This is a genomic window from Streptosporangiales bacterium (assembly GCA_009379955.1).
In the GTDB taxonomy this organism is placed as follows: domain Bacteria; phylum Actinomycetota; class Actinomycetes; order Streptosporangiales; family WHST01; genus WHST01.
In genome coordinates this window covers 93,518-101,629 of the sequence record WHST01000005.1, presented here as the reverse complement: position 1 = coordinate 101,629, position 8,112 = coordinate 93,518, and the positions used below count along the sequence as shown (strand labels likewise).

Here is an 8,112-nt window from a genome sequence, read left to right as displayed (position 1 = left end):
GCTCCTGCGTCCCGGCGACACCGTGGTCATCGAGGAGCCGTCGTTCCGCGGCGCGATCGAGATCCTCCGCACCGCCGGCGCGCAGCTCGTCGGCGTGCCGAGCGGCGACCACGGCGTGGCGGTGGATGCACTCGAGGTCGCGGTCCGCCGGCACCGGCCGGCGTTCGTCCTGTTGCAGTCGACGGTCAACAACCCCACCGGCGCCGTGCTGCCGAACCAGGCGCGCACGGCCGTTGCGCGCATGTCGACCGATCTCGGTTTCACGGTCGTCGATGACGCCGCGACGGCGGACGTCCTCGTCGACGGGCCGATGCCCAGGCCGCTCGCCGCCCACGGCGGCCGCATCGTCACGATCGGCTCGGCGAGCAAGGGCTTCTGGGGCGGCCTGCGGGTCGGCTGGCTGCGTGCCGACCGGAGCACCGTCGACCGCCTGACCGTCGTGAAGGGCGCCGAGGATCTCGGCACGTCGATACCGGCACAGCTCGTCACCGCACGCCTGCTCGGTCGCGCGGACGAGGCTCGTGCCGCGCGACGTGCGGCACTCGGCGCCGCGCGCGCGACAGTGCTCGACACGCTTGCGGCTGAGCTGCCCGACTGGCGTCCGCGGGTGCCGGCAGGTGGCGGGTCGATGTGGGTGGAGCTGCCCGAAGGCTGGTCCGCCACCGCCTTCGCCGAACGCGCCGGACGCGCCGGCGTCGACGTCCTCGCCGGACCCACCTTCAGCTGTCACGACGCACTCGACGAGTGGCTGCGGATCGGCTACGCGGTCCCGTTCGAGGTGCTCCACGCGGGTCTCGTACGCCTCGTCTCGTGCTGGAACGCGTTGAGCGGGCAGGCGACCGGCGCATGAGCACGCCGCTCGGCCGGGCGGCCGACGCACTGTGGTGCGTCCTCGGTGCGGGCATCCTGTGGGTAGTCGCGTGCGTGCCCGTCGTGACCATAGGGCCGGCGACGGTGGCGTTGTTCACGGTGATGAGCGCATGGGACGAGGGACCGCCGCCGGTCTGGGCGACGTTCGTCGAGGGCTTCAGGCGGCGCTGGCGGGAGAGCCTTGTCGTCGGCGTGCTCGCCCTGGTCGCGGCCGCGGTGCTGGTGGTCGACGTCAGCTACGGCCTCCGAGCCGACGGCGCGCCGTTTCGCGCCCTCGTCCTCGGCGTCGCGGTCGCCGCGGCGCTGATCCTCACCGCCATGCTCGTCCAGGTGTTCGCGCTCCTCGCCAGGGACGGGTCGTCGCGCCGGACGTTGCTGCGCGACTCCGCGGCGCTCGCCGTCCGCCACCCCGTCACCACGGTGCTCGGCATGGCGGTCATCGCCATGGCGGCGATGGCGACGGCGGTCGCGCCGCCGCTGCTCCCGCTGTCCGTGAGCCTTACGGCCTACGCCCTGGTCCGCCTCTCCCGCCGCTGCGAGGCGCACTGAGTCGCTGCCGTCACGAGGGGCGCGGGGGAGCCGTCGAGTCGCGCACCAGCATCTCGACCGGCTCGGTGACGACCTCGCGGATCGGCTCGTCGGGACCGTGGGACGCCAGCACCTCCAGGGCGCGGCGGCCCAGTTGCTCCAGGGGCATCCGTACGGTTGTCAGCGCCGGGGTGAGGTGACTCGCGAACGCCATGTCGTGCACGGCGACCACGGAGACGTCGCGCGGCACGGTGAATCCTTGCAGGTGTGCGGCGTGCAGGCAGCCGACGGCGGACGCGGCGTTGGCGACGAACACGGCGGTGGGCGGCGGGTCGACGGCGAGCAGCGCCGTCATCGCCTCGGCGCCGCCGGTCGGCGTGTAGTCGGCGTGGACGACCAGGCGCGGGTCGGGGTCGAGGCCGGCGCGCGTCATGGCCGCGACGTAGCCCGCCTTGCGCCGGCGTGCGGTGTCGGCGATCTCGGGGCCGGCGACGTGGCCGATGCGCACGTGGCCGAGCGACACGAGGTGCTCGACGGCGCGCTTGCTGCCGTCCTCGTCGTCGAGGATGACGTAACGGTCCGAGCCCTCGACGCGGCGGTTGACGAGCAGCCACGGGATCCGCCTGTCCCGCAACCGTTCCAGCTCGCGCCCGGACTCCTCTCCTGCGAAGAGCATGCCGTCGACGCGGCCCTGGGCGAGCAGGTCGGCGTAGTGCTCGACGCCGAGTCCCACGCCCACCGAGCTCGCGGTCATCAGCCCGAACCCGAGCCGGCCGGCGGCCGCTTCGGCGCCCTTGATGATCTCGGCGTAGACGGGGTTCGCGAAGTCGGGGATGAACAGGCCGTACATGTACGCGCGCGCGGTACGCAGGCTGCGAGCCGCCGCGTTGGGCCGGTAACCGAGCTTCTCGACGGTGTCGAGCACGCGCTGCCTGGTCTCCGGGCGCACGTTGAGCCGCGGGTCGCCGTTGATCACCCGTGACACCACCGACCGGTCGACCCGGGCCAGCGTCGCCACGTCGGCGAGCGTGACCTTCGCCTGGGTGCCCCGCTGCGGCGGCGTGCTCTGCGTCATCCACCCACCCTAGGACTCCTCCGGCGGTCGGCCTCTCAGAACAGGCACAGCGGGTTGACCGCGGATCCGGTGCCGCCGGGGATGCGTAACGGGGCGACGGTGAGCAGGAACGCGCTCGTCTCCAGCTCTGTGCAGGTCGCGACGAGGTCGGCGAGGCGCGGGCAGTCGAGCAGCACCAGTCCCATCGCGACCAGCCCGATCTGGTGCAGTGGCAGCGGAACCGCCTCGCTGGGGTACGGGACCCGCTCGACGCAGTCGCCGCTGTACACCGCCACCTCGCGGTCGAAGAGCCACGGTAGGCACGCGGCGTCGAGCCCCGCGCGCAGGCTCGGATCCTCGATGCCGTGCTCGGCCTCGCGCCGCTCCACGCCCACGTGCACGAAGATCGCGTCGCCGGTCTCGACACGTACGCCCGCACGCTCCTCGGCGGCCGTCAGATCGTCGGGGGTGACGGTGTCGCCAGGCGGCAGGTACGGCACGCCGCGGACGCCGGCGACGTCGAGCAGCACGCCCCTGGTGATGATGCCGTCGCGCTGGGCGTGCACTGATCCGGTGGTCAGTCCGCCGGTCGAACGCCACACGTCGGCCGCACGCCTGCCGTTGTACGCGTTGCCGCGCCAGAAGATGTGCGCGACCGCATCGAGGTGGGTGATCGCGAAGCCGTGCGGCGCCACATCGACGCTGTCGAGCGCCGACACCGGCGTCTCCTGGTCGTACAGCAGGCGGTGCACCATCGGGACGGTGTTGAGCCGGTCCGCGACGGTCGAGAGGTCCTTGCCGATCGACACCGTGCGCCCGTGCCGGACGAGGCCGGCGGCCGCAAGGCGCTTGGCGTCGGTGATGTGGTTGAGCGTGCCGAGCTCGTCGTCATCGCCCCAGCGTCCGGTGTTGGAACAACGGTCGAACAGCGCGACGATCGCATCGTCGTTCATGACGTCGCCTCCGCGAGTCGGTGTGCGGGCGGTTGCACCATCTCCAGGACGATCTCGTCGGGGTCCTCGAAGTAGCAGGTCCAGCCGCCCTCGTTGACGCCCGCGGTGATCGCGTTGGGTGGCGAGTAGAAGCGCACGCCCGCGGCGACGAGCCGGTCGTACTGTGCGTGCGCGTCGTCGACGGTCAGCGCGAGGTGTGCCGCGCCGGGGTTGCAGATCTCTGCCTCGCCGCGCGAGCCCTTGGGGTGGACGTACTGCACGAGCTCGAGGTCGTGGCTCGACAGGCCGCGCGGCTGGCCGGGCACCGCGAGCTGCGCCACGCGCAGGTGAGCGTCGGGATAGCCGACCAGCCGGCTCGTGTACTCGTTGCTCTGCTCCTGGGTGTGGACGAGCACGAACCCGAGCTGGTCGACGTAGAACGCCACCGACCTGTCCAGGTCGGCGACGGTGAAGCTGAAGTGCCAGACACCGTGCAGCATGCGGTTCCTCTCGCTCAGTCCATCTCCAGGCCGCCGCAGACGTTCAACGCCTGGCCGGTGACGTACGACGCCGCGGGTGACAGCAGGAACGCCACGGACTCGGCGACCTCCTGCGGCGTCTCGATCCGGCCGAGCGGGATCGTCGCGGCCAGCCGTTCGAACGACTCCTGCGGGGTGATGCCGGCGATCGCCGCGCGCTCCACGTGGATCGCCCTCGTCATCGGGGTGTCGACGATGCCGGGGCACACGGCGTTGACGGTGACTCCCGCGTCGGCGAGTGCGAGCGCGGCGGAGCGGACGAGGCTCACGACACCCGCCTTGCTCGCCGCGTAGTCGGCGCTCGTCGCGCGACCGCCCCGCGCCGCGACCGACGCGATCGCCACCAGCGACCCACCGCCGTGCGCGACGGCACGTCGTGCCACCGCCTGCAGGAGCAGGAACGTGCCCTTCAGGTTCACCGCCATCGTGGTGTCCCAGGACGCCTCCGACAGCTCGAGGAACGGGGCGTTGCGGATGATCCCCGCGGCGCTCACCGCGAGCGTGACGGGGCCGAGGTCGCGCTCCGCGCGCTCCACCGCGTCGTCGACCGCACCCGCCGACGTGACGTCGACGGTGTACGCCGCGGCCATCCCGCCGGCTGCGGTGACGAGAGCCGCGGTCTCGCGCGCTTGCTCGTCGGCGAGGTCGAACGACGCCACGCGTGCGCCCTCGGCGGCGAGCAGCAGGGCGCACGCCCGGCCGATGCCGCCGCCCGCGCCGGACACCACTGTCGTGCGCCCGTCGAACCGTCCCATGCTCGCTCCGTTCAGCTGTCGATCTGCGGGTCGCGCCACCTTGCGAGCGCGGCGCGTACGGTCTCGTGCGGGCGCCCGACGTACGACTCGGGCGCGAGCTCCGTCGCGACGGCACGCGCGGCCTCGGCGGGCAGCACCTCGCCGAGGACCTCCGCGAGCGGCCTGCCGGTGGTGCGGCAGGTGCGCACCGCGTCGTAGACGACGTCGTGCGCGTTCTCCCGGCCGAGGACGGGTGCCAGCCGCATCATGTACGCCTCGGCCATCACCATGCCGCCGTCCGCGTCGAGGTTGCGGCGCATGGCGTCGGGGAAGACCTGTAGGCCCGACGCGATCGAGCCGGCCGAGCGCAGGCAGCCCGCGGCGAGCACGACGAGCTGCGGCAGCGCCTGCCACTCGATCTGCCACTCCCCGGCCGCGCGCTCGTGCCCTGCCTCCATCGCGCGGAAGAGCGCCGAGGTGAGCGCACCCGCCGTCGCCGCCATCCCGATCACGGCCTCGGACTCGATCGGGTTCACCTTCTGCGGCATGGTGGACGACGCGCCGCGCAGGTGGCCGGCGGCCTCCGCGACCTCCCCGATCTCGGTACGCGACAGGTCGACGACCTCGCGCGCGAGACGCGCACAGGTCGCGCAGAGCAGCGCGCAGACGGTGCCGAACTCGGTGATCCCGTCGCGCGCGACATGCCACGGGACGTCGGTCGTGCCGAGGCCGAGCAGCTCGGCGACCCGGTGGCGGATGGCAGTGGCGTGCTCGCCGTACGCCGCCGACGTGCCGCCCGCGCCGAACAGCGAGACCAGAGCGGTGCGTTCGCGCGCGGCGGCGAGCCGGTCGCGGTGGCGGGCGAGCTCGCCGACGTACGTCGCGACCTTCGCGCCGAACGTGGTGGGGACGGCCTGCAGCGCGTGCGTGCGAGCCGCGACGACCGTGTCGACGTGGCGTTCCGCCAGCAGCGCCAGGGCGTCGCCGAGGGACGCGAGCAGCTCGGACAGCCGCGCCGCCGCCTCGTCGAGCTGGAGGGCGAGTCCGGTGTCCATGACGTCCTGTGTCGTCGCGCCGTAGTGCACCCGGCCGCGGCGATCCTCGGGGAGCGCGGCGTCGATCTGGCGGACGAGCGACAGGATCGGGTAGCCGACGTTGCGCGACTCCTTCCAGAGCCGGTCGGCGTCGACGTTCTCCGGCACCGCGGCCGTCGCGATCGCGCCGGCGTCCTCCGCGGTGAGCACGCCGACGTCCGCCTGGGCCGCGGCGAGCGCGGACTCGAAGCGCAGCCAGGAGCGGATCGACGCGTCCGCGGAGAGGATCTGCGCGGTGCGGTCGTCGCCGTAGAGCCCGACGAGCAGCTCGAACCGCTGCATGCTCACGGCGTCGCCCCGTCCCGCATGGTGCTCCCCGCTTCGTCTCGACGATCAAACGTTTGTCTACCGTAGAGCGGTCGGGGTTCACTGGCAACCTTGCGCTCCGGGCGACCCGCGTCTACAGTGCGGTCAAACGTTTGTCTGCAGAGAGGTGCGCGAGGATGCGCGAACGGCTCGAGGCCGACCTGCACGCGATGTGGCGGATCAGGGCCTTCGAGGAGAGGGTGCAGGCGTGGTGCGGTTCCGGCGACGTCCGCGGGTCGGTCCACCTGTGCATCGGCCAGGAGGCGGGGCCCGTCGGCGTCTGCGGCGAGCTCGCCGAGGGTGACGCGCTCTTCGCCACCTACCGTGGGCACGGCTGGGCGATCGCGCGCGGCGCGCCGCTGCGGCCGCTGTTCGCCGAGCTGCTCGGGCGCGCCACCGGGGTCAACGGCGGTCGCGGCGGGTCGGCGTACCTCAGCGCTCCCGAGCACGGCTTCCACGGCGAGAACTCCATCGTCGGTGCCGGCGCGTCGCACGCCGTCGGCGCGGCGCTGGCCGGACGCCACGACGGCACCGACCGCCTCGCCGTCACGGTCTTCGGCGACGGCGCGATGAACCAGGGCGCGGTGCACGAGGCGATGAACTTCGCCGCGGTCCTCGACCTGCCGGTGCTCTTCTGCTGCGAGAACAACAGGTACTCAGAGCTCACGCCGATCCGCGACATGATGCGCGGCGACCGGCTCACCGACCGTGCCGTCGCACTCGGCATACCGGCCGTACGCGTCGACGGCAACGACCCGGCGGCGGTGCGCGAGGTGGTCGCCGACCTGGCCGAGGCGGCGAGGGAGGGTGGTGGCCCCGCGTTCGTCGAGCTCGTGACGCAGCGGCTCGTCGGGCACTACGTGGGTGACCCGCAGCAGTACCGCACCCGCGACGAGCTCGCCGCCGACGCCGAGGCCGAGCCGATCGCGCGGGCCCAAGCGGCACTGGCACGGGAGGGGCTCGACGGCGCCGCGATCGAGGCGCGCGCCCGCGACGAGGTTGACCGCGCTGCCGCGGCCGCGCTCGCGGATCCGCCCGCCGACGCCGCACGCGTGAGGGAGCACCTGTATGCCTGAGTCGACGCTGACGGTCAACTACGCCGGCGCCGTCAACGCCGCGCTGCGCCGCTGCCTCGCCGACGTCCCGGAGACGCTGCTCTACGGCGAGGACGTCGCGAAGCCCGGCGGGGTGCACGGCGTGACGCGCGGGCTGTGGAAGGACTTCGGCGACCGGGTCTTCGACACCCCGATCAGCGAGTCGGCCATCCTCGGCTCGGCCGTCGGGGCGGCGATGATGGGTCGCCGGCCGATCGTCGAGATCATGTGGGCCGACTTCCTGCTCGTCGCGCTCGACCAGCTCGTCAACCAGGCAGCCAACGTGCGTTACGTCTCCGAGGGCCGGCTGACCGCTCCGCTCGTGGTGCGCACTCAGCAGGGCAACTCGCCGGGCGCGTGCGCGCAGCACTCGCAGAACCTCGAGGCGTTCCTGTTGCACACGCCGGGCCTGCGCGTGGTGATGCCGTCGACACCGCAGGACGCGTACGACGCGATGGTCGCGGCCGTGCACGACGACGACCCGGTCGTCGTGGTCGACAACCGCACGCTCTACTTCGGCGAGAAGCAGGAGATCGTCACCGGCCGACCGGTGTCGCGGATCGGCGGCTCGCACGTCCGCCGCACGGGCGATGCCGCGACCGTGGTCACGTGGGGCGCGGTCACGCACCAGGTGCTCGCCGCCGCCGACCGGCTCGCCGAGCAGTCGGTGGCGGTCACGGTGGTCGAGACGCCGTGGCTCAACCCGTTCGACGACGACACCGTGCTGCGGGCGGTCGCGCGCACCGGCGGGCGTCTCGCCGTCGTCCACGAGGCCGGCGTGTGCGCGGGCTTCGGGGCCGAGGTCGTCACACGCGCGGCCGAGGCCGGCGTGCTGTCCGGGCGGCCGCTGCGCGTCGGCGCTCCTGCCACCCGGATCCCGGCCGCTCCCGAGCTCGCCGCCGCCCTGCTCCCCGACGCCGACACCGTCCACCACGCGCTGCGCGAGTTCACAGCCGCCTGA

The 8,112-nt window shown here is 73.2% G+C and carries 9 protein-coding genes; 4 read left to right on the top strand and 5 right to left on the bottom strand.

Going from position 1 to position 8,112, the window contains the following annotated elements:
• The coding region (locus GEV10_02910) for an aminotransferase class I/II-fold pyridoxal phosphate-dependent enzyme (GenBank protein MQA77425.1) at positions 1–850 on the top strand (850 nt) is incomplete at its 5' end.
• Positions 847–1,419 (top strand): DUF624 domain-containing protein, encoded by a 573-nt coding sequence (locus tag GEV10_02905; GenBank protein ID MQA77424.1) that lies wholly within the window; start codon positions 847–849, stop codon positions 1,417–1,419. The genes GEV10_02910 and GEV10_02905, both read left to right, overlap by 4 nt.
• A gap of 10 nt (positions 1,420–1,429) precedes the next feature.
• Here GEV10_02905 and GEV10_02900 read toward each other — a convergent pair whose 3' ends face one another.
• Genes GEV10_02900 through GEV10_02880 form a run of 5 tightly spaced genes read right to left on the bottom strand, consistent with a single transcriptional unit; the run spans position 1,430 to position 5,946 of the window.
• A complete protein-coding gene (locus GEV10_02900; GenBank protein MQA77423.1) occupies positions 1,430–2,473 on the bottom strand; it encodes a LacI family DNA-binding transcriptional regulator in 1,044 nt (347 codons plus the stop codon).
• 35 nt (positions 2,474–2,508) lie between these two features.
• Entirely contained in the window at positions 2,509–3,405 is an 897-nt protein-coding gene (locus GEV10_02895) for a cyclase family protein (GenBank protein ID MQA77422.1), read from the bottom strand.
• Positions 3,402–3,884 carry a hypothetical protein gene (locus GEV10_02890; protein ID MQA77421.1) on the bottom strand — a complete coding sequence of 161 codons (483 nt, stop codon included), beginning with the start codon at positions 3,882–3,884 and terminating at the stop codon, positions 3,402–3,404. The genes GEV10_02895 and GEV10_02890 overlap by 4 nt, the downstream gene beginning before the upstream one ends.
• A 14-nt stretch (positions 3,885–3,898) precedes the next feature.
• Positions 3,899–4,678, bottom strand: a complete 780-nt coding sequence (locus GEV10_02885; protein MQA77420.1) for an SDR family oxidoreductase — start codon at positions 4,676–4,678, stop codon at positions 3,899–3,901.
• An 11-nt stretch (positions 4,679–4,689) separates the two neighbouring features.
• The gene (locus GEV10_02880; protein ID MQA77419.1) at positions 4,690–5,946 is read right to left on the bottom strand and encodes a 3-carboxy-cis,cis-muconate cycloisomerase; all 1,257 of its coding nucleotides are present in this window, start codon (positions 5,944–5,946) and stop codon (positions 4,690–4,692) included.
• A 248-nt stretch (positions 5,947–6,194) separates the two neighbouring features.
• On the opposite strand from GEV10_02880, the gene GEV10_02875 reads away from it, so the two are divergent.
• Entirely contained in the window at positions 6,195–7,133 is a 939-nt protein-coding gene (locus GEV10_02875) for a thiamine pyrophosphate-dependent dehydrogenase E1 component subunit alpha (GenBank protein MQA77418.1), read from the top strand.
• The gene (locus GEV10_02870; GenBank protein MQA77417.1) at positions 7,126–8,112 is read left to right on the top strand and encodes an acetoin dehydrogenase; all 987 of its coding nucleotides are present in this window, start codon (positions 7,126–7,128) and stop codon (positions 8,110–8,112) included. The genes GEV10_02875 and GEV10_02870 overlap by 8 nt, the downstream gene beginning before the upstream one ends.

Excerpts from the sequence above, each read along its gene's own strand:
- GEV10_02900 (MQA77423.1), bottom strand. The coding sequence starts at position 2,473 with ATGACGCAGAGCACGCCGCCGCAGCGGGGCACCCAGGCGAAGGTCACG.
- GEV10_02870 (MQA77417.1), top strand. The coding sequence starts at position 7,126 with ATGCCTGAGTCGACGCTGACGGTCAACTACGCCGGCGCCGTCAACGCC.
- GEV10_02895 (MQA77422.1), bottom strand. The coding sequence starts at position 3,405 with ATGAACGACGATGCGATCGTCGCGCTGTTCGACCGTTGTTCCAACACC.
- GEV10_02875 (MQA77418.1), top strand. The coding sequence starts at position 6,195 with ATGCGCGAACGGCTCGAGGCCGACCTGCACGCGATGTGGCGGATCAGG.
- GEV10_02905 (MQA77424.1), top strand. The coding sequence starts at position 847 with ATGAGCACGCCGCTCGGCCGGGCGGCCGACGCACTGTGGTGCGTCCTC.
- GEV10_02885 (MQA77420.1), bottom strand. The coding sequence starts at position 4,678 with ATGGGACGGTTCGACGGGCGCACGACAGTGGTGTCCGGCGCGGGCGGC.
- GEV10_02890 (MQA77421.1), bottom strand. The coding sequence starts at position 3,884 with ATGCTGCACGGTGTCTGGCACTTCAGCTTCACCGTCGCCGACCTGGAC.